Source organism: Pseudarthrobacter siccitolerans, assembly GCF_030823375.1.
GTDB lineage: Bacteria > Actinomycetota > Actinomycetes > Actinomycetales > Micrococcaceae > Arthrobacter > Arthrobacter siccitolerans_A.
In genome coordinates, this window is the sequence record NZ_JAUSXB010000001.1 from 931785 (window position 1) to 954454 (window position 22670).

Consider the following 22670-nt stretch of genomic DNA (forward strand, 5'->3'; position numbering starts at 1 on the left):
TAAATTGGCCTATACTGGAACCAAGGCCAGCAGGTCCAAGCAACGGAAAGGCACATCATGCAGATCGGTGTTTTCAGCGTCAGCGACATCACCACGGACCCCACCACGGGCCGGACCCCCACCGAGAACGAACGGATCAAGGCCTCCGTCGCCATCGCGAAGAAGGTCGAGGAAATCGGCATGGACGTGTACGCCATCGGCGAGCACCACAACCGGCCCTTCTTCTCCTCCTCCCCCACCACTACCCTGGCCTACATCGCAGCGCAGACCGAACGGATCATCCTGTCCACGGCCACCACGCTGATCACCACGAATGATCCGGTCAAGATCGCCGAAGACTTCGCCATGCTCCAGCACCTGGCCGACGGCCGCGTCGACCTGGTCCTGGGCCGCGGCAACACGGCGCCGGTCTACCCGTGGTTCGGCAAGAACATCCAGGACGGCGTGGAACTCGCCATCGAGAACTACAGCCTGCTGCGCAAGCTGTGGGACGAGGACACCGTGAACTGGTCCGGCAAGTTCCGCACACCGCTGCAGAACTTCACCTCCACACCCCGCCCGCTCGACGGCGTGGCCCCCTTTGTGTGGCACGGTTCCATCCGCACGCCGCAGATCGCCGAAGTGGCGGCGTACTTCGGCGACGGCTTCTTCGCCAACAACATTTTCTGGCCCAAGGAACACTACCAGCAGCTGATCAGCCTCTACCGTGAGCGCTACGAGCACTACGGCCACGGCAAGGCAGACCAGGCAATTGTGGGCCTGGGCGGCCAGTTCTTCATGCGGAAAAACTCGCAGGACGCTGTCAAGGAGTTCCGTCCCTACTTTGACAACGCTCCGGTCTACGGGCACGGTCCGTCCCTGGAGGACTTCACCTCCCAGACGCCCCTGACCGTCGGCAGCCCCCAGGAGGTCATTGAAAAAACTCTGACGTTCCGTGAGTACTTCGGCGACTACCAGCGGCAGCTGTTCCTGATCGACCACGCGGGCCTGCCATTGAAGACCGTGCTGGAACAGCTCGACCTGTTCGGGGAGGAAGTCCTGCCTGTCCTGCGCAAGGAGTACGCCGCCCTCAAGCCGGCGCACGTTCCCGAACCGCCCACCCATGCGGGCCGGGTTGCGGCGGCACTGGCCGCCCAGGACGCGCAGGGCCAGGATGTTCAGGCTCAGGACGCGGAAAAGTCCGCTGCGGGGGCATGATGGCCGGCAACAATTCCGAATCGCCGGTCCGGCTTGCGGCCGAGGCCTGGGAGTCGCTGTTCCGGGCACAGGTGGCCGTGATGCGCAAGCTTCAGGCAGGCCCTGCCTTCCGGAAGCTTGCGGTCAACGAGTATGACGTCCTGTTCACGCTCGCCCGCTGTCCCACCGGGTGGCTGCGGCTCAACGAGCTCAACGACAACGTCCTCCTGAGCCAGTCCAGCCTCAGCCGGCTGGTGGAGCGGCTGGAAAAGCGCGGGCTGGTGGCCAGGATGCCGGCTCCCGAGGACGGCCGCGGCGTACTGTTGCAGCTCACCGACGCGGGCCGGGAGCTGCAGAAGGAGATCGGCCGCGAGCACGTCCGGGACATCTCCACCCTGATGGGTCCGGCCCTGACTCCGGAAGAGCAAAAGGAACTCCGGCGGCTCACCGAAAAGCTGAGGAGTTCGCTGGGGCCCCGCCCGCTCCGGTGAGCGGGCGGGATCCGCTGAGCCGGGCAGGATCCTCCATGGGCAGGGGTCAGCCCAGCTTCATAAGCCGGGCAGGATCCTCCACGGGCAAGGCGCCGTTGACCACAGCCGTGACCTGGAGCTGGTTGAGGACCAGGCTGCCGCCCACGGTGGAGAGGAAAGCAGTATCCGCCGAGTCGCGGCCGGCAGTGATGCGCAACATCGATTCCCGCGGGGCCAGCCCCGTGGGGTCGATGACGTGCCAGGCACCCTCCACGTAGGCCTCGGCTACGGCGTGGAAATCCATCGGCTTCAGGCCGGGGGCGTACACGGCTGCGAGCCTGGCGGGGATGTCCTTGGAACGCAGCAGAGCGATGGCAAGGTGCGCGAAGTCCCGGCACACACCGCGCCGGCTCAGGAGGGTCTCCACTGCACCGTCGGTGCCCCGGGATGATCCGCTGAGATAGCGCAGTTCCCCGTTCACCCAGTTCCTGACGGCGCGCAGCAGCTCACCGCCCTGCAGCCCCTCGAACTCGGCGTAAGCGGTGGGCAGGAGCCGGTCGGACTCTGCGTAGCGGCTGGGCCGGACGTACCGGATCCGGTCTGCGAGTTCCGCCTCCTCCGGCTCGGCTTTCCCGGCCACGGTGGCGGAGTATTCCACTGTCACCTCCGCCGGCCCGGGGAACTCCATGTAGTGGAACCGGCCGCCGTGGTGGTCGGCCACCTCGGTCAGCGGGACCTGGCCCGCGCCGGCCGTGACGGACAGTGACTCTTCAACGGAGGAGTAGCCTCTGTTCCTCGCCACGGCGATGGCCATGGCCACCTTGGTGTTGGCTACGGTTTTGAAGACCAGTCGTGCGGAAACGCTGCGTTCCATGGCTCCTTCGGGGTTGTGTGCGGTGCAAGGGAAGTCACCGCCTGCCGCAGCACACGGGCCGGGAACGGGACTAGTTTTTGATCTTCAGCGACATTAGCATCCGCTGGACGTTGGCAAATTCAGTGCCCTCGTTGGCGTAGCGGGCGGCCTCGCCCAGGGTGTCGAAAGCTTTGGCGGGGGCCACTTTTTCGTCCGGCGCAAAGGCTTTGACCGCCACCAGGTCGCCGAACGAGTAGTCGCCCTTTCCGGCCGGGCCCCGCAGGATGTTGCGGAGTTCGCAGGCCTGACCGTCGGCGCCACCCACCACGTTGGTGATCCCGTAGGAACCGAAGTAGCGGTAGCCCTGGATCACGCGGAAAACCACCCTGGGCGGTATGGTCCCCTCCCCGCCTGCGGCGGCCACTTCCACCGGCACACTGCTGACTACCGTGTACGGCCGCCGGGACGGTTCCGGGCATTCCGCGGACGACGGCGGCAGTCCGGTGCGCAGCGCTGCCATAAAGGTGCCGTCGGACTTCTTCACTTCAATCTTCAGCGCCCCCGGCAAGGTGCCTTCCTCCGGCGTGACGGACTGCGCGATCCAATCCTCCGGGAGGTCGAAACTTACGGTCTTGCCTGAATCCGAAAAAGTCTTCCAGGCAGCTGCGGTGGCTACAGCCTGCGGGGTGCCGGATGAGGTGGCGCCGGGGCTGGCGCCAACGGACGCCGTCGCTGGGGATGAGGCGTCCGCCGATGCTGGCGCCGTGGCGCCGGAGCCTGGCTGCGCTGTCCACCCCGGCGCCTTGGATTCCGCCGTGGCGCAGCCTGCAAGAAGGGTGCCAACCACCAGCAGCGCTCCGGACAGGAGAGTCCTTGTTGCCTTGCCTTTCATGCAGCCAGCCTAGCCGCGCGGCTTCCTTGGGGCGTTGACCTTGGCGGCGTTTCGGGCCCGTCCCGGGCGGAACGGGAGCGGCGCGCCCGCCCCGGTGCCGCCGTCTGACGGTATACCTGCGTGCTGGGACTAGGCTGGTGGCTATGGAAGAGCATCGGGGCGCAGCCGAAGAAAGCCGGACGGACATCTCCGCCGTCGACATCGCTGACTGGCGGCTGCGGACATTTGCCCTGTACCACAACGTCCGCAAAATCTCAGTTGAAAGCCCGGCGGAGGCACATACCTACTGGCGCCACCAGCGCGACCTGATGTTTGCCACGCACCCGGCTTCTGCATTGACCCCCGCAGATCAGGGGCGCTTTTCCGGGCTTAAAACGGCTGACTATGATCCGATCTACCGGTTCCATGTTCCGCTGACCAAGGAAGGTGCGGGACGGGAAATCAGCGTGGAGACGGGCACCGACGGGGCGGTCCGCTTCGTCCGGCTGGGCACCTTTGACCTCCCGGAAGTAGGCCAGCTCGCGGTATGGAGGCTGCAGGGGTACGGCGGCGGTATTTTTGTGCCGTTTCGGGACGCCACGGCCGGCCTGCCCGGAGGCAGCTATGGTGCCGGCCGGTATCTGCTGGACACCATCAAGGGCGCGTTCCACGGCGTCCAGGGGACCGGCCCGGACGCCACGTTCGTCCTGGACTTCAACTTTGCCTACAATCCGTCGTGCGCCTACAACGATGCCTGGGCCTGCCCGCTTCCGGGACCGTCCAACCGCCTGGCCGTGGAGATTCCGGTGGGCGAGCTCTACTGATGTCATACGGCGCCAGCAGTCCGGATGGCTGTTGCGCCGGCCCGTAGGATTCCTCCATGACTGCACTTCCCCGCCGCATAGCCCGCGTTCGCCCCTTACCCGCTGCCCATCCGGCAGAACAGTTCTTCGTGGCCAGCGATGCGGCGGACTTCGGCGGCGTTGAAGGCAACACGTGGACGGTTACGGGAAGCCCCTTTTGGGGATCACTGGCCAACGCTTCGAGCCACCCCCGGGACGGGTGGGAACCCGGGGACCAGGTGAGGGAGGGCTCCTTTGCTTTCCTCGCACCGAGCGTGCCCGCCAACGTCCTGGGGATGGCGCACAACACCGGCCAGCCCGGGCGGGACCTGCCGCCCCAGGCGTTCCACAAGGCGGCCACCAGCGTCATCGGACCCGGCGACGCGGTTGAACTGGCTCCCGGAATGCGGCGGGTGGATCCGGAAGCGGAGCTGACCATTGTGATCGGCACAAAAGCGCGGGGCCTGACTCCGGAGAACGCCCGCGGCGCCGTTCTGGGCTTCACCATCGGCAATGACGTGACGTGCCGGGACCTGCAGAAGACCGATGAACTCTGGATCAGCGCCAAGAGCCAGGACACGTTTACGCCCGCGGGACCGTGGATTGTCACCGGCCTGGACGAAGCCGCACTCGCCGTCGATGTGGTCCTCAATGGCACCCCGTTGCAGGCCGCCAGCACTGGTGACCTCGGCTGGAAGGTCGACGAGATCCTCGTGTACCTGACGTCCTTTATGACCCTGTATCCGGGCGATCTGGTGCTGACCGGCTTTCCGGCAGAGTGCGCACCCCTGAGCCCGGGCGACACCGTGGTGTGCCGGGTCCAAGGTATCGGCGAGCTCGTGAACCCGGTCATAGCCTCGCCCTGGCCGGGACCTGTTGGCCCGGGACTTGCCGGCTGAGTTGAGGTAGCGTCGGCTAGGCGCCGAGCGCCCTGACCCGTCCGATGGCGTCCTGCAACCCGGCCGCGGCCGTTGCCAGATCCGCTTCGGTCACCGCTGCATCAAAGCTGAAGCGGACGGCCGTCTGGGCCACTTCCGCGGCAATTCCCAGTGCAATGAGCACCGGCGACGGCGCGTCCGAGCCCGCGGCGCAGGCTGAACCGCTGGAGCAGACAATGCCCTGGCGTTCCAGCTCCAGGAGCACCGACTCGCCGCTGGTTCCCGGGAAGCAGAACGAGGCCACGGAAGGCAGCCGCTCGACAGGATGCCCGGTGAGGACCGCGCCCGGAACACCGGTAAGCACAGCGCTAATGAACGTGTCCCGCAGACCCGCCACCCGCCGTCGTTGCTCCGCCTGGCCGGCCTGGGCCAGCGTCAGTGCGGTGGCCAGGCCCACGGCACCAGCGACATTCTCTGTTCCTGAACGGCGGCCGCGTTCCTGCCCGCCGCCATGGATCAGCGGCTCAAGTTTGGTGCGTCCGCGCACGAACAGGACACCGCACCCCTTGGGCGCCCCCAGCTTGTGCCCCGAAATGCTCATCGCATCCACACCCAGCACCTTGGTATCCAACGGCAGCCACCCGGCCGCCTGGACGGCGTCGGTGTGGAAAGGGATGCCCTGTTCGTGCGCCAGGGCGGCCAGTTCGGCAATGGGCTGGACCGTTCCCACCTCGTTGTTGGCGTACATCACGCTGGCCACCGCTGTTTCCGGCGTCAGCAGGGCCCGGAACACTTCCGGCGTCACGCGTCCAGTACCGTCAGCCGGAACCACGTCAACGGCGAAGCCGTGGAAGCGCTCCAGGTACCGCGCTGATTCCTCCACGGCGGGATGTTCGACGGCGGTGATCACCAGCCGGTTGAGCCGCGGGTCGGCGGCCTGCCGTGCCAGGGCGATGCCCTTGACAGCGAGGTTGTCCGCTTCCGTTCCGCCGGCGGTAAAGGTTACTTCCCCGGGCCGGCAGCCCAGCACCGCAGCCACAGACCGGCGTGCATCGGCGAGCGCGGTGGCAGCAGCCTCGCCCAGGGTGTGGTGGCTGGAGGGGTTCCCGAACTCTCCGGTGAGGTAGGGCCACATGGCGTCCAGCACCTCACGGCGGACGGGAGTTGTGGCCGCGGCGTCGAGGAAGATCATGGCTTCACTCCGCAGTCAGTTCGACATCCAGCCCGAGGTCCAGGGCGGCCACAGTGTGTGTGAGGGCGCCGATGGAGATGACATCCACTCCGGTGGCGGCGATCCCTGCCACCGTCGCGAGGTTCACGTTCCCGCTGGCTTCAACGCGTGCGCGCCCGGCCACCAGCGCCACCCCGGCCTTCAGCTCCTCTACGGTGAAGTTGTCCAGCATGATGGTGTCCACGCCGGCCGCCAGCACCGGCTCGATCTGGTCCATCCGGTCCACCTCCACCTCGAAGTGGGTGGTGTGTCCCAGTTGTGCCTTGGCCGCGGCGAGCAGCTCGGTCAGCCGGGCGGGGTCCCCTCCGGTCATCACGGCGAGGTGGTTGTCCTTGGCCAGGACGGCGTCGGAGAGGCTGTACCGGTGGTTGGCGCCACCGCCGCAGCGCACCGCGAACCGTTCAAGGATCCGCAGCCCGGGCGTGGTTTTGCGGGTGTCCGTGATCCGGGCGGACGTCCCCTCAGTCAGCTGGACGAACTGGGCGGTCTTTGTGGCGATGGCGGACATGCGCTGCACGAGGTTCAGGGCCACCCGTTCGGCGAGCAGCACGGACCGGGCGCGTCCGCTGACCCGCGCGAGGTGCATGCCGGCGTCGAACCTTCCCCCGTCGGCGAGCAGCAGCTCCACGTCGGATTCCGGGTCCACCAGCTGCATGGCGTCCCGAAACACGGTGGCGCCGCTGAAGACCCCGGGTACGCGGGCGTTCAGGACTGCGGTGGCGCGGGCGCCGGCGGGGATCAGCAGCTGGGAGGTGATGTCTCCGGCAGGAGCGTCCTCGGCGAAGGCCCGCTCCAGGATTTCCCGCACCGGAGCCGACGGCAGCGTCAGGTCCAGCCGCGGGGCGCCGGTGCCCGGTGCAGTCACGGGATGGTCGGTCATTGCCAGTTCACTCATGGACGAGGCTCGCTTTCGGGCGGGTTCGGGAAGATTCTTCAAATTCGGCAGCGATACCGGCAGCATCGGCCGGATCATCGCTCCGGTAATGGGCGCCGAGCGACTCACTGCGCTCGTGGGCTGCAGCCACCAGCATCTGCGCGGCCAACAACAGGTTCCGGTCCTCATGCAGGCGGGTGTCTGTACCAGCGGAAACAGCTTCAGGACGAACGACGGCGGCCCAGTGAACAAGTGCCTCCCCCGCCTCCCGCAGCAACGCCCCAGAGCGAAGCACCCCAGCCTTGGCAGTCATCAACCGCCGCAGTGCCTCCCGCGAAAAGGCAGTTTCGCGCCCCCCACCCCCACCGAAACCCGAGATCCCGGCCGCCTCGCCTGGTGTTTGCGTTTCCTGCCCGGCACCCAACGTTTGCTGCCCGACGTCGGCCGAGGGTGTTCCGGAAGCGAGCGTCAAGGGGAGGCCGCCCGCGGCCGAGACAGCGAGCGGAGGAACAGCCTCGGCCGGCGCCCCCCAGCCACTGCCGTCCTCACCGGAGAGGAAGTCTTCAACAGCGCGCCGGCCGAAGACGAGGCCCTCCAGTAGGGAGTTGCTGGCCAGGCGGTTTGCCCCTTGGACACCCGTGCAGGCAACTTCCCCGGCGGCATAGAGCCCGGGAACGGTGGTCCGGGCGTGGAGGTCGGTGGCTACCCCGCCCATCCAGTAGTGGGCCGCAGGCGCAACAGGGACCAGTTCGCGGGTCCAGTCGATACCGGCGTCGCGGGTGCGCTGGCTGAGGGTGGGGAAGCGCTCGGCCAGGAATCCGGGGCCCTTGGTCTGTTCAATGACCCGTGCGTCAAGGTAGACATGGCCGTTGGGATCGCCGAGCTTGGCCAGGTGCAGGGCTATGCTGCGGGACACGACGTCGCGCGGGGCGAGTTCCGCGTCGGAGTGGTACGCCCGCATGAACCGCTTGCCGTTCCCATCGACGAGGATGGCTCCCTCACCGCGGACGGCTTCGGAGATGAGGAGCGGATCCTGGTCCAGCGCGGGCGCTGTGCCCGGGTTCGCTGCGCTGGCGCCGGGAACCAGGCAGGTGGGGTGGAACTGGAAGAATTCCAGGTCAGCCACGGCCGCCCCGACGCGGACAGCGAGCGCAAGGCCGTCGGCGGTGGCCACCGCGGGATTGGTGGTCTGGGCAAACAACTGGCCGGCTCCGCCGGTTGCCAGCAGGACGGCGTCGCCGCGCAGGGATGCTGAACGGCCGTCCCGAACGAACTCAACACCGTTGACGGTGCCTTGTTCCTGCAGGAGTGCGGTGGCGTGGGCGCCCGTATGAATCGTCAGGGTACCGTCCGCTTGCCGGGCCAGGACTGTACGGATCAGGGCAGCGGCGACCTTCGTGCCCGTGGCGTCGCCGCCAGCGTGCAGGATGCGGGGCGCGGAGTGTGCCGCTTCCAGCCCCAGTGCCGGGCCGCCGCCGGCACCGGTGTCAAAGTGCACGCCGAAGCGCTCCAGCCCGGCGATGTCCCGCCGCGCCTCGGTGCACATCAGCCGGACGGCTGCTTCGTCGCAGTGTCCCGCGCCAGCCAGGAGTGTGTCGGTGATGTGGGCCGCGACCGTGTCCCCGGGAGCGGGCTCGTCCAGCACAGCCGAGATACCGCCCTGGGCGTACCAGGTGTTGCTCTCGCGAAGCTGGCCTTTGCTCAACAGCACCACGTCGGCGCCGGCATCCGCTGCCAGCAGTGCGGCGTAGAGTCCGGCGATACCGCTGCCGACGACGATCAGCCGCTGGCGGACAGTGGCACCGCCATTGCCCCGGGGTACGGTTCCCGCCGCAGGGGCGGGCGTGTTCGCCTGCCGGTTCATTACGGCCTGGCAGCGAGCATGCGCTCGAGCGCGGTGCGGGCGTGGTCCTGCACGGAGTCAGCCACGGTGATCCGGTTGACGATCCGCCCTGCAACCAGCTCCTCGAGGACCCACGCCAAATATCCAGGGTGGATCCGGTACATGGTGGAGCAGGGGCAAATCACGGGATCGAGGCAGAAGATGGTGTGCTGCGGGTATTCGGCAGCGAGCCGGTTCACCATGTTGATTTCGGTGCCGATGGCGAACGCGGTGGGCTCGGTGGCCGCGGCGATGGCCTTCTTAATGAAGTCCGTGGAGCCGGCGGAGTCGGCCGCGTCCACCACCTCCATGGGGCATTCGGGGTGGACGATCACCTGGACGCCGGGGAAGTCGGCCCTGGCCTGTTCGATCTGCGCAACGTTGAAGCGCTTGTGCACTGAACAGAATCCGTGCCACAGGATGACCCGGGAATCCAGCAGTGCCTGCTCGTCGTTGCCGCCGAGATCCTTGCGGGGATTCCACATGGGCATCTGCTCCAAGGGCACGCCCAGTGCCTTGGCGGTGTTGCGGCCCAGGTGCTGGTCCGGGAAGAACAGCACCCGCTGGCCGCGCTCGAACGCCCACTCCAGGACGGTTTTAGCGTTCGAGGAGGTGCAGACGATGCCGCCGTTCTCGCCGCAGAAAGCCTTCAGGGCTGCGGAGGAATTCATGTAGGTGACCGGGATGACCGGAACCCGGCCTTCGGCGTCGGGCTCGGTGCCGAAGATCTCCTCAAGCTGCTCCCAGCACTCGGCCACGGAGTCGGCGTCAGCCATGTCCGCCATGGAGCAGCCGGCCGCCAGGTTGGGCAGGATGACAGCCTGTTCGGGCGCGGAGAGGATGTCAGCGGTTTCGGCCATGAAGTGGACGCCGCAGAACACGATGGCCTCGGCGTCCGGCCGCGTGAGCGCGGCGTTGGCCAGCTGGAAGGAGTCGCCCACGAAGTCCGCGTACTGGATGACTTCGTCGCGCTGGTAAAAGTGCCCCAGGATGACGGCCCGGTCGCCCAATACAGCCTTAGCGGCGAGGATCCGTTCGCCCAGCTCGGCGTCGCTGGCGCGCTTGTACTCCTCCGGCAGTTGCCCCTGGCGCGGCGTTGCGGCGGGGGCCACGTCAGCGCTTGAGGCACCGGGGCCGTAGGCGGGAACGCCGGCGAGCGCCTCGGCAAGGTCGTAGTCCCATGGGCCCTTGGCCAGGGCGGGGCTGCAGGTGCCGCCCTTCGCCGCCGCGCCGTTCTCCGCCTGCTCGCGCGTGATCAGCTGGATTGCTGTGTTGACGCTGCTCATACTTTGCTCCTGTTGTCTGGGTCGAGGCCGGGCAGGCCGGTAAAGCGGTAGAGGCGGGGCGGGCGGTGTTTGCCGCCCTGGAGGTATTCGCCGGTTTCCTCTATCTCCGGCGTGGATTTGAGCTGGCGCCGGAAGTTCGCCGGGTCCAGCTGGCGGTCCAGCACAGCCTCGTAGACTTCCCGGACCTGGGCCAGGGTGAAGTACTCCCCCAGCAGGTGGTAGGCCACCGAGCCGTAGGCCAGCTTGTTCCGCAGCCGCCACAACGCGTAGTCCACAATCGCGTTGTGATCAAAGGCCAGTTCGCCGAGCCGGTCCGCCCGGAACCACCTGACGTTCTCGGACTCGTCTGCCAGGGCGGCTTCCGTCGGCTGCACCAGGGCCCAGTAGACGATGGAGACCACCCGCTGCGTGGGAGAGCGGTGGAGGCCGCCGAAGGCGTACAGCTGCTCGAGGTAGCTCGGAGCGAGGCCGGTGGTCTCCCGCAGGTTGCGGGAAGCCGCGTCCTGCAGGGATTCCGAGTGGCTCAACGGCCCACCGGGCAACGCCCACAAGCCTTTGAACGGTTCCCGGATCCGCCGGACCAGCGGCAGCCAGAGCGTGGGCCGCCCCGAGCGTTCACTGGGGCGGAGCGCGAAGATGACGGTGGAGATGGCGAGCGACGGCGGCGCGGCCTGGCGCTCCGAGACGTTTGCTGAACTCGTGTACATTTCCACCTCCTTCCGCCCTGCCGCGGCTGCCCATTGAAGCCCGCCTAGTTATGGTCAAACTGACCATAACTGATTCTACGGGCAACCGCCCCTCAATTGCCAAATGTTTCTGGAGGCTTTCGCCGTAGGTGGCATCCGAACTCGGGTCCTATGGAAGCCGGGCAGCCCCATGCCAGGAGCTCCTGATGCGGGCAGTGCAGCCGCGAGACGGTAAATTCAAGTGGTCCCACGAGGAGCCACCAACCAGACCCCAAGAAGGTTCAGCAGCAAATGACGATGAAGTCCACCGAAACCCGTCCACCAGGCCACCTGGGCCACAGCATGAAGCCCCGCCAGCTCACCATGATGGGCCTGGGCAGCGCGATCGGCGCCGGCCTCTTCCTCGGGTCCGGGGCAGGCGTGCAGGCAGCCGGTCCTGCCGTACTCATCTCCTACCTGGTGGCCGGCACCCTGATCATCCTGGTGATGTGGGCGATGGGCGAAATGGCTGCCGCGAACCCGAACAGCGGTGCCTTCTCCGTTTACGCCGAACGGGCCCTGGGAAAAACGGCCGGCGCCACGATCGGCTGGCTCTGGTGGCTGCAACTGGTGGTGGTGATTGCCGCCGAGGCACTCGGCGGGGCCGGGCTCCTCTTCTCCGTGTGGCCGGTGGTCCCGGTCTGGGCGCTCGCGCTGGTCTTTATGGTCGTATTCACCGCCATCAACCTTGCCGGCGTCAGGAATTTCGGCGAGTTCGAGTTCTGGTTCGCCATCCTCAAGGTCGCGGCCATCATCCTGTTCCTGGTGATCGGCGCCGCCCTTCTCCTGGGCCTGCTGCCGGACGTGGCGTCGCCGGGCCTGGCCAACCTGACGTCCGATTTCGCCCCCGCGGGACTGGGCGGGATCGCGGCGGCACTTTTTGTGGTCATCTTCGCCTTCGGCGGCACTGAGATCGTGTCCGTGGCGGCGGCTGAAACCGAAGACCCTGAACACAGCGTGGGCAAAGCGATCCGGACGGTAATGTGGCGCATCCTGGTTTTCTACATCGGATCCGTTTTTGTGATTGCCGCCGTCCTGCCGGCCACGTCGGAAAGCCTGGACTCACCCTTCGCCGGCGTCCTGAACGCCGCCCGCATCCCAGGCGCCGCGACGGCAATCACCCTCGTGGCCGTCGTCGCCCTCCTCTCGGCACTGAACGCCAACCTCTACGGTGCATCGCGGATGGCCTACTCGCTTGCCGAGCGAGGCGAGGCACCACGGTTCCTGACCCGCCTGAGCGGCGCCAACGTGCCGATGCTGGCGGTCGGCGTGTCCGTCGCCTTCGGTTTCGTGGCCACTGTCCTTGAGCTGCTGTTCCCGGAGCGGATCCTTCCCGCACTGTTCCAGCTGGTGGGATCCACCTGCCTGGTGGTATGGGGCAGCGCGCTGGTCTCCCAGCTGGTCCTGCGGCGCCGGGCCGACCGGGACGGCACTCCCCTGCCGCTGAGGATGAAGGGCTTTCCGGCCCTGACGATTGTGGGGCTCGTCCTGCTGGGCCTGATTTTCGCCGTGGGCTTCAGTGCCGAAAGCAGCCGCGTCCAGCTGTTCAGCACCTTTGGCCTGATCGCGGGGATCGCGGCGGCCTGCGCAGCGGGTGCCCGGCTCAGCACCAGGACCAGCCGCAGGTAGAGTAGTCCCGAGCACGAGGTTCCGACGCGCCGGGTCCCGCCTGGGCGCCGTAAGTTGATGAGGACTGACACCATGAGCGGCAGGCACACCGGCGAGCAGCATTCGCACACCGTGGAGGGCACCGACCCCCAACTGTATGTGGCGGTGCATGATCCTGCCGCCGACGCCGGCCTCCGGCCCGTCCTGCTCCTGCACGGCTTCTCGTCGTCCAGCAAACTCAACTGGGAGGATACCGGCTGGGTGGCTGCGCTGCTCGAGGCCGGCCGCCGCGTCATCATGGTGGACCTGCCCGGACACGGCCGCAGCGGCGCCCCGGAGGACCGTGATTCCTACTCCCCCAGCAGGATCCGTGCGGACCTGCTGCAGGTGGCGTTCGACGCCGGCGTGCGGCCTGTGCAGGCCGGCGACCCTGCCAGTGGACTGGACCTGGTGGGCTATTCCCTGGGTTCCCGGCTCGCCTGGGAGTTCGCCGCCACCCAGCCCGAGATGGTGCACCGGATTGTCCTGGGCGGGCCGAACACCGCGGACCCGCTGGCGGAGTTCGATCTCGCCGCCGCACAGGATTACCTGGCCGACGGAACTCCCATCGCGGACGAGTCCACGGCCAGGCTGCTCAAAATGGCGCTGCTGCTGCCCAGCAACAACATCTTCGCCCTGCTGTCGCTGGTGGAAGCCATCAAGGCCGAACCCTACGATCCCGCCGAGGCGGTCCCGCATGTGCCGATGCTCCTGGTGGCCGGTGACCAGGACGAGCGCGCGGGCAGCCTTCCGCAACTGGCCGGACTGGCCCAGGGCGCCGGTGCCCTGGCGGAACAGCTGACGCTGCCGGGCCGCAACCACACCAACGCCGTGACCAGCCGTGCCTTCAAGCAGGCAGCCATTTCCTTCCTCGCCGTCTGAGAGACGTCGGGTTGAATTAATTCCCGGCCGCCTGCCCATCCCCCTCCTGCCGCCCCTTCCCCGGCGGTAGGCTGAAAGGGAGGGCTGGAACCGCCGGGAGGGCCACATGGATATGCGTTTTGAAGACCGCACGGAGGCCGGCGAGCGGCTGGCTGCAGTCCTGACGCAGTTCCGTGAGCGGCCGGACACTGTTGTCCTGGGCCTGGCCCGCGGCGGAATCCCGGTGGCGGCGGCAGCAGCCAAAGCCCTGTACCTTCCGCTCGGTGCCGTCCTGGTGCGCAAACTCGGCATCCCCGGGCACGAGGAAACGGCGTATGGAGCCCTGGCATGGGCCCGCGGGCGGACCGTGCGCCTGCTCAACAAGCCGCTGCTGGACCGGGTCCGGGAACATGGAGTCCGCGACGACCTCCTGCATCAGGTGGAGCAGCGGGAACAGGGCGAACTGCTCCGCCGCGTGGAACTCTACCCCCGGACAGATCAGGAGATTTCAGGCAAAACCGTCCTGCTGATCGACGACGGCCTGGCCACCGGCGCCACTATGAGGGCCGCCGTCGAGGCCGTCCGGGAGGGCGGGGCGGAGGTTGTGGTGGCCGCCGCGCCCGTTGGCTCCATTGAAGCGGAGGCATCCGTGGAGCGGGTGTGCGACGCCGTGCTGTGCCTGCATCTGCCGGGCAAATTCCGTGCCGTGGGCAGTTTCTACCGGCACTTCGAACAACTGACGGACGATGACGCCATCAGCTACCTGAAGCAGTAGCAGCGCCTGGCGACGGCGGGCCCGGACCAATAAGGTCCGGGCCCGCTGCGTCCCGGCGTGGGACCATGCGGTCAGTGGTGGCTGACGCCCAGCGGCCGGCCCTTGGTCTCCTTGGCCAGCACCACACCGATGGCTGAGATGACGCAGAGCACCATGATGTAGATGCCGATGGATCCGGTCCATTTGGTGGCCTGCAGCAGGGTTTCGGCGATGGTGGCGGCGAAGGCCCCGCCCAGGATGGCGCCGAACGCGTAGCCGATGGAAATGCCGGAATACCTGACATTGGCCGGGAACATTTCGGCGTACATTGCGGACATGGGTCCGTAGGACAGGCCCAGGCCAATGGTGAGGACGAACAGCGCCAGCCCGTAGAGCCAGATGTTCCTGGTGTCGATCAGGGCAAACATGGGAATCATCCAGGCGAACACAATGGCGTAGCCGGTGAGGAAGGTCTTGACCCGGCCAATGCGGTCCGAGAGCCAGCCGCCCACCAGCGTGAAGATCAGCCAGCCAAAGGACGCGAGGGTGGTGGCCAGCAGGACCTGGGGCGTGGGCATCTGCAGCGTCCGGGTTGCGTAGGCGATAAAGAACGCGATCAGCAGGTACCCGGCGGCGTTGTTGCCGATAAAGATCATGGTGGAGTAAAGCACCGGCTTCTTGTGGCTGCGGACCAGTTCGCCCAGGGGCGCCTTGCTTTCCCGCTTCCGTGCGGCCATTTCCTGGAAGACCGGGCTTTCGGCGACCGCGCGCCGGATGAGGTAGCCCACCACGATGAGGACGATGGAGAGCAGGAACGGCATCCGCCAGCCCCAGGCGGCGAAGTCTTCCTTGGACATGCTGGTGTTGAGGAAGAAGAGCAGGCCCGTGGCCAGGATCATGCCCACCGGCACGCCGATCTGCGGGTAGGCGCCAAAGAGTCCGCGTTTGTTCAGGGGTGCGTGCTCCACAGCCATCAGTGCCGCACCGCCCCACTCGCCGCCTGCCGAGAAGCCCTGGATGATCCGGAGGAGGATCAGCAGGACGGGCGCCCAGGCGCCGATCTGGGCGTAGGTGGGCAGCATGCCGATGAGCGCGGTGGCGGCACCCATCATCACCAGGGTGAAGACGAGCATCGCCTTGCGTCCCAGCCGGTCCCCAAGGTGGCCCGCCACCACGGCACCCAGCGGCCGGAACAGGAAGCTGATGCCGATCAGGGCGAAGGAGAGGATCTGCGCCAGGCCAGGGTTCGACTGGTTCAACGGGGCCAGGAACAGGGGCGACAGCAGCGTTGCCGTCAGCTGGGCAAAGATGAAGAAGTCATACCACTCGATGGTGGTGCCGACCAGGGTGCCGGCCAGGACTTTGCGCTCCTCCCGGCGGGTGCTGGGACCGGAGAGTGTATCCACCTTGGAAGGTGTGGTCATCGAAACTCCATTGTTTATTGGCAGCCAGGCTGCCAGGACGCCTTCAGGATTACCGACAGAACGGTCAGTTAGTTAGTAGGGTACTACGAAAATGTGAGACAGGACACGCGCTGGGCGAATTTGCTGCTTACGGGATTTGCCGGGCAGCGCAGCGGGATCGCTGGTACCGCTCCCGGGCCGACTCCCGTTCTCGGTTCTATATGTGAACTGACGCTTCGGTATCCGGACGCTGCATTCTAGGATGGACACCATGACTTCCACCGCTGCAGCCACCACCGGGGCCGCCCCCGCGCAGGCTTCACCCTCCCAGACGCTTTCGCGGGGCATCCGCGCGTTGGAAATCCTTGCTGCAGCACCGGGCCCGCTGACGATTGCCGAACTCGCCGATGCAATGGGCGTCCACCGGTCGGTGGCCTACCGGATCCTTCGAACACTGGAGGACCACTCGCTGCTGGTCCGCGACGATGCCGGGCGGGTCCAGCCCGGTCCCGGCCTGGCGGTCCTGGCCCGCGGAGTTTCGAGGAACCTGCAGAGCGCCGCCCTCCCCGAACTCACGCATCTGGCGAACACGTTGGATATGACCGCGTTCGTGGCGCTGTGGGACCACCACGACTGCATCACCCTCGTCACCGTCGAGCCGCGGCACTCCGGGGCCACCGTGGCACAGCACCCCGGCACCCGCCACCCCATCAATGCTGGCGCACCCGGCATCGCCATCCAGTCAGCCCTCACGGAAGCCGAGTGGGAGCGCCTCGAGACCGGCGTTCCGTACCGGCCCGAGGCTGCCGAAGCCCGCCGTACCGGATACTCCGCCAGCCACGACGAGGTCATTGCGGGCGTTTCGTCGCTGGCGGCACCGGTCCGGGTTCCGGGCGGACGGCCGGCAGCACTCGCCGTCGTTTACATCCGGTCAGCCCACGACCCCTCAGCGGTGGGCGCGGCGCTGGCGGAAAGCGCGGCCAGAATCGAACGCCAGCTGGCCTGAGCGCAGGGGGCAGCAGGCGCTCAGGCTTGCCGGCGTTGAAGTACGACGGCGGCCGCCGCACCGAGGAGCGCCAGGGCGGCTGCCGCGCAGGCAGGGACGAGGAATGCAGCCCCGTAACCGTGGTCCTGGGCCAGCCTGCCGCCAACGGCTGAACCGATCGCTGTACCGGCGACGATTCCGCTGGCCAGGGCGGTCATCACGGTGCCCAGCCGTCCCGCCGGGGCCACCACCCCGCCAACGGCAAAGACGGTCACCATGACCGGTCCCACCGGGACCCCCAGGACCAGCAGCACCAGCACCATTGACCCCAAGGACGCAGGCATCAGCAGGAGCACGGCCAGCGCTGCCATCAGCGCAGCAGACAATATCCAACGCCAGGCAAGGCTGAAGCGCTGCGGCCAGTAGGCAACCGAGAGAGCCGCCGCGGCGGAGCTGAGGCCCATCACGGCGTACAGCAAGCCGGCGATTTCGGAACTGGCATAGTGGGCGGAAAAGGAGCTTAACGCCGCCTGCGCGGAGCCGAAGAACGTGCCCATGCAGACCATCGCCAGCACCGGAACGGCGACGGACGCCGGCAAACCAGGCCTGGTAGTTTGTTGCCCCGCCGGCAAAGCGGGGCGTGGTCCTGCCGGGACTGCCCGGCGGCGGATCACCGGGACTGCCCGGTGGGTGCGGTGCGCTGCGAAGGCGGGCACCAGGGTGATGGTCATCGCTGCCGCCAGTGCAAGCGGCAGCCAGGGTGCCAGGAGGCTGGCCAGGATTCCCACGAGCGCCGGGCCCAGCACGAAGGTGATTTCATCGGCAGTGCTTTCGTATGACAAGGCGGTGTCCAGGTCGCGCCTGTTGTCCGCTTCACTCCCCTGCGACGTCAGTGCCATCCACCTCACCCGCGCCAGCGGCCCTACCTGAGGGCAGCTTGCCCCCGAAAGGAACGCGGCGGCCAGCACTCCGGCAGCAAAACTTCCGGCCGTCCCCAGGACAGCGGCTGCAAGAATCAGCGCCACCACCGCGGCCGTGTTGAGGGCAGCCGCGAACAGCAGCACGGCACGCTGGCCGCGCCTGTCCGCCAGCGTCCCCAGGACCGGGGCGCCCAGAGCGGATCCGATGCCCACCGCCCCTGCGGCCGTGCCGCCGAGCGCGTAGGAACCACTGTTGGAAGTAACCAGGGTCAGGGTTCCCACCGTGAGCATGGCCAGGGGAAGCCGGGCAAAAAGGCCCAGCGGGATGAAACTGCGGCCGGCAAGTTGCGGAAGCCTGGCAAACCGGCTGCCGGAAACACTTCCCGGGGCGGCGGAGGAACCGGCCTTGCCGGAGGCAGCACCCTCGGTGATGGCGGAAGAACCCTCACTGCTGGCGGAAGAACCCTCCGTGCTGGCGGAAGAATCCGGGATGGCTGGGCCGGGCGCATGCCGCGAAGGCGATGGCTGGTCAGGGGAAAGGGAGGTCGAAGATTTCAATTCCGGGCTCGTTCATTCATGCGCATCGTCCCTCCTCCCGATGCGCTGAACCCGGTAACTGTCCAAGTATATCCGCCGTTCCTGCTGCCCGTTGGCGGGCTGCATCCGCGGCTGCCGGCCGGGTCAGACCGGGGTGTCCAGGGCCTCGGAAATTCGCAGTGTGGAGCCGTTGCGTCCTTTGAGCACCTGGAGCTGCATGCCGATCCGCTGCTTCATTTCCGCTACATGGCTCACCAATCCCACAACCCTGCCCCCGTCCCGCAAGCCTTCAAGGGCGTCCATCACTTGTTCCAGGGACTGCTCGTCAAGGCTGCCGAACCCCTCATCCACAAAGAGCGTTTCGATTTCCACGCCGCCCGACTCCTGCTGGACAACGTCGGCCAGTCCGAGTGCCAGGGACAGGGACGCCATAAACGATTCGCCGCCGGAGAGGGTGGACGTGTCCCGGCGGTGGCCGGTCCATTGATCCACCACCTCCAGTCCCAGCCCGGACTTGGCACCGCGTGCTGCCTTCGCGTCAGTGTGCTGCAGGAGGTACCGGCCGTCGCTCATGGCCACCAGCCGTTCCGAGGCGGCCAGGGCCACTTGCTCCAGCCGCGCTGCCAGGACGTAGCTGTTCAGGCTCATCCGGTATGTATTGTCTCCGCGGCCGGCTGCCGCGTCCGCCAGGCCGGACAGCATCCGGGCATGCTCAGCAGGGCCGCGGGCGGAGCCGGCAAGTTCGGAATACTTGCCGGCGATGGCTGCCAACGACTCAAGGCAGCGCGATGCCAGGCCCACTGCCACGTCAGCGTCGCGTGCCTCCTGAAGGGCAGCGGCCGCATCAGCCTGCAGGGCCGCGAGCCGCTGGTGGTCCACCTGAATTCCGGCGGCCGTTTCTTGCAGGGCGAGCACAACCTCGTCCGATGCGAACAGTTCGGCAACCCGGGCGGCCTCGTCCTGGACGGACCGTATTTCCGCTTCGAGGGCAGCAGCTTCCGTGCCGGGAAGCAGGTGTGCCCTGGCTTCCTCCGCAGAGGAAAACCCGGATTCCGGCAAGGCCAGTTCCAGCTGCTCCCGGGCTTCCGCAGCCTGGGCTCGCGCCGTGACATGGGCAGCCTGCGCTTCGACGGCTTTGGACAGCATGGCGGCCGCGTTTTCCAAGGCGCGCAACCGCTGTGAGAGGCTGCGGTGCCCTGCCCGCAGGCCACCCAGTGCCTGGTCAAGTGACGACGACTGTTCGGCCAGGTCAGCAAGGGAGGACACAACTGTCGCGAGCTCGGCTTCAGCGCTGGCCCGGGACTCCCGGGCCGCGGCGATGTCCGCTTCGAGTGCTTCAAGCCGCGCACGTGTTGCCGCGAGTTCACCCACGGCCTGTTCGGCGTCGGCCGCGGCCCCACGCGCCTCCTCAGCCAGGGCGACGGCCTCTTCCTTGGGGGTCCCGCCGCCTTGGCCGGCCAGGACCGCCACCAGTTGCTTTGCCTCGGCCAGCCTCTGGCCGGCACGGGCGAATTCAGCGTCGGCGGCCTCAAACAGCTGGTGGGCTGCCTCCTCGTCCTGTTCAAGTCCCGGTCCGCCCCCGGAACCGGCTGCCGGCGAGGGATGCTCGGCACTGCCGCACACCGGGCACTCTTCCCCCTCCACCAGCTTGGCTGCCAGCTCGGCAGCCGCATTGGCCAGACGCTGCTCCCGTACATCGAGCCAGCGCCGCTTGGTCTCAAGCTGGTTCTCGCGTAACGCGCCGTGATCCTGCTTCGCCGCCTCCTGCACCGCCACTGCCGTGCCGTAGCGCCGGACCACGTCCAGCAGTTCGCCGGCAGCAGTCGCCTCTTTGGCGCGCAGGGCCGCTGCCCCGGCCGGTCCTTCGAGTGTTTCCAGACCGGAGGTGAGGCTCAGCCGCTCGTCGAGAAGAGCCTCCACACGGCGGTCCAGTGCGGTATTGGATGCTGCGATTTCCTGCTGTTTTGCCGTTAACTGCTGGTGCTTTGACCGGAGCGCCTTCAGGCGGTCTTCGTCCGGAATCCTTGCCTCCACGACAGCCAGGAGGGACCGGAGCCGGTCCAACTCATCTCCGGCGGCCGGGACCAATGCCGGGCCGTCGGAGTCCTGCGCGGCATGATGAGCGGAGCCGAGCTCCAGCCGGCCGAGCTCCGGGTCTTCGCCGGCAGCGAGGCGAAGCAGGGTGAAAGCCGATTCCATCGCATCGGCGGCCCGATGGACTTTGACAGCCGCCGCGTCCACGCCGCGCAGTTGACCGGCCAGAACTTCCGCCTGGCGGTGCCGGCCAAGCCTAAGGTTCAGGTTCTCCAGCCGCGGCAGCGCTTCCTGCACTGCGGCCTGCCTGGTGGTTGCCTCCTCCAGCCTGCGGTGCCGGCCCCGGAAGGCGGTCTCCGCTTCAACGGCACGCATCCGTTCCTGGCTCGCCTCCCCCGCGGCCAACGCCAGCTCCGAGAGTTCACGCTTCCGGCGGGCCGCACCTTCCTTCAGCCATTCGAGCCGCGCCGCCATGGTGTCCGGCGCCGGTTTGCCGGCCGTTGAAGTATCTTGTGACGCCCCGTCAGACTCCTCAAGGTGCAGCGTTTCCGCTTCCGACTCCGCCCGCGCGGCCAACAGTTCCAGTTGGCCGCTGAGGACGGCTACCTCCTCCTTTGCTGCCAGCGCCTGCCGTGAGAGTTCCTGCTCCACGGCTTCAAACCGCTCGGTGCCGAAGAGTTTCTGCAGAAGGTCGAGCCGGTCCGTGGCCTTGGAGCGCAGGAAGGCGGCAAAATCACCCTGCGGCAGCATCACTACCCGGGTGAATTGCTCACGGTCCATCCCCAGCAGGGCAAGTATCTCTGCCCCCGCCTCGTCATTGCGCGCGGACTTCTCCACCCACGTTCCGTCCACGCGTTCACGCAGGAGGGTCTTGGCCTGTTGGGTGGTGAACCCGTTTTTGCCCCTGGCGCTCGGCTTTTCCCAGGCGGGCGAGCGGGTGACATCAAAACGGCGGCCCTGGGCTGAGAATTCACAGCTCACCGCAGGTTCCTGGCCCGGTTCGGCGTGGTCGCTGCGGAGCCGCTTTCCGTCCTGGCGCGCTCCCGGCACTGAGCCGTAGAGCGCAAAGCAGATGGCATCGAGAACGCTGGTTTTACCCGCGCCGGTGGGGCCGTTCAGGAGGAACAGGCCATGCGCGCTCAGGGTGTTGAAGTCGATTTCCTCGGTGCCGGCAAAGGGACCGAAGCCGGAAATCCGGAGGCGGTGGATCCTCACAGCGAAGCCTCCTGCAGCCGGACGTTCTCCAGGGCAGCGGCGAGTGCCGTCTTTTCGGCGTCATCCGGAACCCGGCCGCGAACGTGCTCCAGGAAGCCGCAGCACACGGCGAGGTCATCCGGCGCTTCCGCCAGTCTGCTGCTGTAGGTGGAGGCAGTGCCGGCACTCCCGCCCTGGGGGTCGAATGCGAGGACCAAGGTGTCCGGGAAACGCGTACGGAGCTGTTCCATGGCCCGGGCGGGACGCTGCGCGTCGGTAAGGGTGACCTGGCAGTAGGCGGTTTCGGCCCAGGAATATTCGGGCGACTCAAGCAGCTCGGGCAAGGGCCCCCGGAGCACCGCCAGGGTGCGCGGGGCGTCCCACAGGACTTCCTGGACGCAGGCCACGCCGCCGGCACCGATGTCGATGAGCCAGGCCCCCTTCCGGTGCGACGCCTCGGAGAAGGAGTATGCCAGCGGCGATCCGGAGTAACGGACCTGGGGCGACAGGGCCTGGCGCCCATGCAGGTGGCCCAGGGCGGTGTAGCTGAAGCCATCAAAGAGGTCCAGCGGAACCGCCCCTACGCCACCGATGCTGAGGTCGCGTTCACTGTCCGAGCTGACCCCGCCGCTGGCAAAGGTGTGCGCCAGCACCACCGAATGGACTGTGGCAGAAGCCGAGCGCCGTTCGATGTCCTGCCGGATCAACCCTGTTGCCGCCCGGGTCACCTCGAAGTGGCTGGCAGTCTGGACGCCCAGCTGGTCGGCCACAAGCCGTGGTTCCAGCCAGGGAATGCCGTAAATGGCCACCAGCGCCTCACCGCTGGCAGGGAGCAGCAGGGGCTGGTCGAGACTGTCCAGCCTGGTCCGCAGGTGCACCCCGCCGCGTTCCAGCAGCCGCGAAGCGAATCCCAGGCGGATGGCGGAGTCGTGGTTTCCGCTGGTAAGCACCACCTGCGCTCCTGCCGACGTCAGCCGGACCAGGGCATCGTCCAGGAGGCGCACCACATCCACGCCCGGGAGGGCGCGGTCATAGACGTCGCCCGCGATGAGCACAACATCCACGGCATGCCGGGCAACGGCGTCCACCAGCTGGTCGACGAAGGCCCGCTGCGCATCCAGCATCCCGATCCCGTGGAAGGACCGGCCCAGATGCCAGTCCGATGTGTGAAGTAACCTCATGTTTCTAAGCTATCGGCTGCCACTGACAGTTCCGGTAACCGCCGCAGCGGTCGGCACCCTGCCAGG

General features: G+C 67.4%; 19 protein-coding genes. 8 read left to right on the forward strand and 11 right to left on the reverse strand.

Features of this window, described 5'->3' with window-relative positions:
* Positions 1–57 precede the first annotated feature (57 nt).
* On the forward strand, positions 58–1197 hold the full coding sequence (locus tag QFZ36_RS04420; RefSeq protein ID WP_306634230.1) for an LLM class flavin-dependent oxidoreductase: 1140 nt from the start codon (positions 58–60) through the stop codon (positions 1195–1197).
* Positions 1197–1667 carry a MarR family winged helix-turn-helix transcriptional regulator gene (locus QFZ36_RS04425; RefSeq protein WP_306634231.1) on the forward strand — a complete coding sequence of 157 codons (471 nt, stop codon included), beginning with the start codon at positions 1197–1199 and terminating at the stop codon, positions 1665–1667. The genes QFZ36_RS04420 and QFZ36_RS04425 overlap by 1 nt, the downstream gene beginning before the upstream one ends.
* A gap of 46 nt (positions 1668–1713) precedes the next feature.
* On the opposite strand, the gene QFZ36_RS04430 is transcribed toward QFZ36_RS04425, so the two are convergent.
* A complete protein-coding gene (locus tag QFZ36_RS04430; RefSeq protein ID WP_306634232.1) occupies positions 1714–2520 on the reverse strand; it encodes a transglutaminase-like domain-containing protein in 807 nt (268 codons plus the stop codon).
* A gap of 70 nt (positions 2521–2590) precedes the next feature.
* A complete protein-coding gene (locus QFZ36_RS04435; protein ID WP_306634233.1) occupies positions 2591–3391 on the reverse strand; it encodes a hypothetical protein in 801 nt (266 codons plus the stop codon).
* Positions 3392–3534: 143 nt separating this feature from the next.
* Here QFZ36_RS04435 and QFZ36_RS04440 point away from each other — a divergent pair, with 143 nt between their 5' ends.
* Together QFZ36_RS04440 and QFZ36_RS04445 are read left to right on the forward strand one after the other, a co-directional pair.
* The gene (locus QFZ36_RS04440; protein ID WP_306634234.1) at positions 3535–4194 is read left to right on the forward strand and encodes a DUF1684 domain-containing protein; all 660 of its coding nucleotides are present in this window, start codon (positions 3535–3537) and stop codon (positions 4192–4194) included.
* A gap of 56 nt (positions 4195–4250) precedes the next feature.
* Complete coding sequence (locus tag QFZ36_RS04445; protein ID WP_306634235.1) at positions 4251–5111, forward strand: fumarylacetoacetate hydrolase family protein; 861 nt, start codon at positions 4251–4253, stop codon at positions 5109–5111.
* A gap of 16 nt (positions 5112–5127) precedes the next feature.
* Here the strand turns inward: QFZ36_RS04445 and QFZ36_RS04450 are convergent, their stop codons facing one another.
* From QFZ36_RS04450 to QFZ36_RS04470, 5 genes are read right to left on the reverse strand one after another with little or no spacing between them, the layout of a single operon-like run.
* On the reverse strand, positions 5128–6282 hold the full coding sequence (locus tag QFZ36_RS04450) for a cysteine desulfurase family protein (RefSeq protein ID WP_306634236.1): 1155 nt from the start codon (positions 6280–6282) through the stop codon (positions 5128–5130).
* Positions 6283–6286: 4 nt separating this feature from the next.
* A complete protein-coding gene (nadC, locus tag QFZ36_RS04455) occupies positions 6287–7201 on the reverse strand; it encodes a carboxylating nicotinate-nucleotide diphosphorylase (RefSeq protein WP_306639091.1) in 915 nt (304 codons plus the stop codon).
* Between the two features lie 7 nt (positions 7202–7208).
* On the reverse strand, positions 7209–9059 hold the full coding sequence (locus tag QFZ36_RS04460) for an L-aspartate oxidase (protein WP_306634237.1): 1851 nt from the start codon (positions 9057–9059) through the stop codon (positions 7209–7211).
* Positions 9059–10363, reverse strand: a complete 1305-nt coding sequence (gene nadA, locus QFZ36_RS04465) for a quinolinate synthase NadA (RefSeq protein WP_306634238.1) — start codon at positions 10361–10363, stop codon at positions 9059–9061. Before nadA ends, QFZ36_RS04460 begins: the two co-directional genes overlap by 1 nt.
* Entirely contained in the window at positions 10360–11070 is a 711-nt protein-coding gene (locus tag QFZ36_RS04470) for an NUDIX hydrolase (RefSeq protein WP_306634240.1), read from the reverse strand. Before QFZ36_RS04470 ends, nadA begins: the two co-directional genes overlap by 4 nt.
* 270 nt (positions 11071–11340) lie before the next feature.
* Between QFZ36_RS04470 and QFZ36_RS04475 the strand changes: the two genes are divergently transcribed.
* The 3 genes from QFZ36_RS04475 to QFZ36_RS04485 all read left to right on the forward strand — a co-directional run bounded on the left by QFZ36_RS04475 (position 11341) and on the right by QFZ36_RS04485 (position 14371).
* Positions 11341–12717, forward strand: a complete 1377-nt coding sequence (locus QFZ36_RS04475; protein WP_306634242.1) for an amino acid permease — start codon at positions 11341–11343, stop codon at positions 12715–12717.
* 72 nt (positions 12718–12789) lie between these two features.
* On the forward strand, positions 12790–13617 hold the full coding sequence (locus tag QFZ36_RS04480) for an alpha/beta fold hydrolase (protein ID WP_306634243.1): 828 nt from the start codon (positions 12790–12792) through the stop codon (positions 13615–13617).
* Between the two features lie 106 nt (positions 13618–13723).
* On the forward strand, positions 13724–14371 hold the full coding sequence (locus QFZ36_RS04485; RefSeq protein WP_306634245.1) for a phosphoribosyltransferase: 648 nt from the start codon (positions 13724–13726) through the stop codon (positions 14369–14371).
* 71 nt (positions 14372–14442) lie between these two features.
* On the opposite strand, the gene QFZ36_RS04490 is transcribed toward QFZ36_RS04485, so the two are convergent.
* Positions 14443–15774: an MFS transporter gene (locus QFZ36_RS04490; protein ID WP_306634246.1), complete on the reverse strand. Its 1332-nt coding sequence runs from the start codon at positions 15772–15774 to the stop codon at positions 14443–14445.
* A gap of 250 nt (positions 15775–16024) precedes the next feature.
* On the opposite strand from QFZ36_RS04490, the gene QFZ36_RS04495 reads away from it, so the two are divergent.
* Positions 16025–16759 (forward strand): IclR family transcriptional regulator, encoded by a 735-nt coding sequence (locus tag QFZ36_RS04495; protein WP_306634247.1) that lies wholly within the window; start codon positions 16025–16027, stop codon positions 16757–16759.
* Between the two features lie 20 nt (positions 16760–16779).
* On the opposite strand, the gene QFZ36_RS04500 is transcribed toward QFZ36_RS04495, so the two are convergent.
* The 3 genes from QFZ36_RS04500 to QFZ36_RS04510 all read right to left on the reverse strand — a co-directional run bounded on the left by QFZ36_RS04500 (position 16780) and on the right by QFZ36_RS04510 (position 22604).
* Entirely contained in the window at positions 16780–18090 is a 1311-nt protein-coding gene (locus tag QFZ36_RS04500) for an MFS transporter (RefSeq protein ID WP_373427068.1), read from the reverse strand.
* 249 nt (positions 18091–18339) lie between these two features.
* Positions 18340–21444 (reverse strand): AAA family ATPase, encoded by a 3105-nt coding sequence (locus QFZ36_RS04505; RefSeq protein WP_306634248.1) that lies wholly within the window; start codon positions 21442–21444, stop codon positions 18340–18342.
* The gene (locus QFZ36_RS04510; protein ID WP_306634249.1) at positions 21441–22604 is read right to left on the reverse strand and encodes an exonuclease SbcCD subunit D; all 1164 of its coding nucleotides are present in this window, start codon (positions 22602–22604) and stop codon (positions 21441–21443) included. The genes QFZ36_RS04505 and QFZ36_RS04510 overlap by 4 nt, the downstream gene beginning before the upstream one ends.
* Between the last annotated feature and the right edge of the window lie 66 nt (positions 22605–22670).

Excerpts from the sequence above, each read along its gene's own strand:
- QFZ36_RS04420 (WP_306634230.1), top strand. The coding sequence starts at position 58 with ATGCAGATCGGTGTTTTCAGCGTCAGCGACATCACCACGGACCCCACC.
- QFZ36_RS04425 (WP_306634231.1), top strand. The coding sequence starts at position 1,197 with ATGGCCGGCAACAATTCCGAATCGCCGGTCCGGCTTGCGGCCGAGGCC.
- QFZ36_RS04430 (WP_306634232.1), bottom strand. The coding sequence starts at position 2,520 with ATGGAACGCAGCGTTTCCGCACGACTGGTCTTCAAAACCGTAGCCAAC.
- QFZ36_RS04435 (WP_306634233.1), bottom strand. The coding sequence starts at position 3,391 with ATGAAAGGCAAGGCAACAAGGACTCTCCTGTCCGGAGCGCTGCTGGTG.
- QFZ36_RS04440 (WP_306634234.1), top strand. The coding sequence starts at position 3,535 with ATGGAAGAGCATCGGGGCGCAGCCGAAGAAAGCCGGACGGACATCTCC.
- QFZ36_RS04445 (WP_306634235.1), top strand. The coding sequence starts at position 4,251 with ATGACTGCACTTCCCCGCCGCATAGCCCGCGTTCGCCCCTTACCCGCT.
- QFZ36_RS04450 (WP_306634236.1), bottom strand. The coding sequence starts at position 6,282 with ATGATCTTCCTCGACGCCGCGGCCACAACTCCCGTCCGCCGTGAGGTG.
- nadC (WP_306639091.1), bottom strand. The coding sequence starts at position 7,201 with ATGACCGACCATCCCGTGACTGCACCGGGCACCGGCGCCCCGCGGCTG.
- QFZ36_RS04460 (WP_306634237.1), bottom strand. The coding sequence starts at position 9,059 with ATGAACCGGCAGGCGAACACGCCCGCCCCTGCGGCGGGAACCGTACCC.
- nadA (WP_306634238.1), bottom strand. The coding sequence starts at position 10,363 with ATGAGCAGCGTCAACACAGCAATCCAGCTGATCACGCGCGAGCAGGCG.
- QFZ36_RS04470 (WP_306634240.1), bottom strand. The coding sequence starts at position 11,070 with ATGTACACGAGTTCAGCAAACGTCTCGGAGCGCCAGGCCGCGCCGCCG.
- QFZ36_RS04475 (WP_306634242.1), top strand. The coding sequence starts at position 11,341 with ATGACGATGAAGTCCACCGAAACCCGTCCACCAGGCCACCTGGGCCAC.
- QFZ36_RS04480 (WP_306634243.1), top strand. The coding sequence starts at position 12,790 with ATGAGCGGCAGGCACACCGGCGAGCAGCATTCGCACACCGTGGAGGGC.
- QFZ36_RS04485 (WP_306634245.1), top strand. The coding sequence starts at position 13,724 with ATGGATATGCGTTTTGAAGACCGCACGGAGGCCGGCGAGCGGCTGGCT.
- QFZ36_RS04490 (WP_306634246.1), bottom strand. The coding sequence starts at position 15,774 with ATGACCACACCTTCCAAGGTGGATACACTCTCCGGTCCCAGCACCCGC.
- QFZ36_RS04495 (WP_306634247.1), top strand. The coding sequence starts at position 16,025 with ATGACTTCCACCGCTGCAGCCACCACCGGGGCCGCCCCCGCGCAGGCT.
- QFZ36_RS04510 (WP_306634249.1), bottom strand. The coding sequence starts at position 22,604 with ATGAGGTTACTTCACACATCGGACTGGCATCTGGGCCGGTCCTTCCAC.